Below are 1,675 nucleotides of genomic sequence, written 5' to 3' on the forward strand. Positions count from 1 at the left end.
CTCGCGGTGGTCGCCGCGGTGTGGGTGGCGGGCCTCGCCTCGTTCGCGGGCGTCTCCCCTTCGGCAGCCACAGGCCGCTCCTCTTTCGGGCGGGACCGCAGCACGGCGCTCGCGCCCGGCGCGCGGAACTGGCGGTGCGCCCTCGGTCTGGTGCTCGCGCCCCTGGGCGCCGCCGGATATGTCCTGTGGGTCGGGCACCGCACCGGCAAGGGTCCGCTGGGCTATCTCGATGTACAGGCGGGCTGGCGCAACGGTTTCGACGGCGGCGCCGCCTTCGCCCGTTTCGTCGGCGACAAGTTCACCTCGTTCCCGTCCGCCCTGGCCGGGGTCGGGCTGATCGTCGGGGTCGGGCTGGTGATCTGGCTGTACGTCGTGGGCGTCCGGCAGGGTCAGCCGCTCCCCCTCCTGGTGTACACGGGGGTCGTCACCGCGCTCGCGCTGTGCGCGTCGAGCTACTTCGGCTCGAAACCGCGCCTGCTGATGCCCGCTTTCCCCTTGTTGTTCCCCCTCGCGCTCGCCCTGGCGCGACTGCGTACCTCAAGGTCAGCGTGGGTGGTGGGCGGTGTCGCGGTGGCGTCGGCCGTGTACGGGGCGTTCTGGCTGAACGGCTCCGGACCTCCATGATCCACTTCGGGGACCGGTGAGCGCTCGGCTAATTTCACCCCAGCGTTTGGTGAACTAATTCATAAGTGCCATAAAACTGGGGCCGACATGATCAAAGGAATTGAAGGACGGAGCCATCGGGGATTGCGGAATCCTCGGAAATAAACCTGCCTCTGAGAGCTTTCCCACATCACATCGTCATCACAAAGCCGCTGAATCGACGGGCATCCACACTCACTCGCTGTAACGTCGATTGGGTGCGTACCGAACGAAACCTCACCCGTCTGGACCGGGTGTTCGCGAGGCTGGACCGGGAACCGGAACGGCCGGCCAACATCGATGTGCCGAAGATGAGCCGGCACAGGGTCGTGCTGTTCGCGGCGACCCTGGCCTTCTATCTGGCGATCGTGTGGCTTGTCGTGACCACCTCCTGGCTGGTCAGGTTCGACTGGCAGGTCATGTTCTTCCGGCCGTACCAGCAGTGGGCCGGCATCCACTGGTTCGTCGACTACTACGTGGTGCTCGGCCAGCGCGGCCCGACCGCGGTGATGGTCGCGGCCTGGCTGGGCTGGCGCTCGTGGCGGCAGCACACGCTGCGCCCGCTGCTGACCCTGGGCACCCTGCTGCTGCTCCTGAACATCACGGTCGGCGCCGCCAAGCTCGGCATGGGCCGCCTCGGCCCGCACTACGCCACCGTCATCGGCTCGAACGAGATGGGCCTCGGCGGCGATATATTTCCCAGCGGCCACACCGCCAACGCGGTCGTGACCTGGGGGATTCTGGCGTATCTGGCCTCCACGCCGAGAGCCCGCCGGTGGTTGTCCGCGGCGTCCGCCGTGACCTCGCTCGGCGTCGGTCTCGCCACGGTCTACCTCGGTACGCACTGGCTGAGCGACGTGCTGCTCGGCTGGGCCGCCGGTCTGCTGGTCCTGCTCGCCCTCCCGTGGTGCGAGCCGCTGATCGCCCTCGCCGAGACCCGCATCTTCGACTACCGCGACCGCTGGCGCGCCCGCCGCGGCCGTACGGCGCCCGCCCCCGTGCCGGCGTCCCCGGTCACCGCGCCCGTACTGCT

General features: G+C 68.7%; 1 protein-coding gene and 1 pseudogene. Both read left to right on the forward strand.

Going from position 1 to position 1,675, the window contains the following annotated elements; all coding sequences use genetic code 11:
• Positions 1–624 (forward strand): annotated as a pseudogene (locus tag R6V09_RS52530) (hypothetical protein); the annotation flags it as partial.
• Between the two features lie 236 nt (positions 625–860).
• Positions 861–1,675: phosphatase PAP2 family protein (locus R6V09_RS52535; protein WP_317888465.1), on the forward strand; the 815-nt coding region annotated here is incomplete at its 3' end.

This window comes from Streptomyces sp. W16, from assembly GCF_033194735.1.
In the GTDB taxonomy this organism is placed as follows: domain Bacteria; phylum Actinomycetota; class Actinomycetes; order Streptomycetales; family Streptomycetaceae; genus Streptomyces.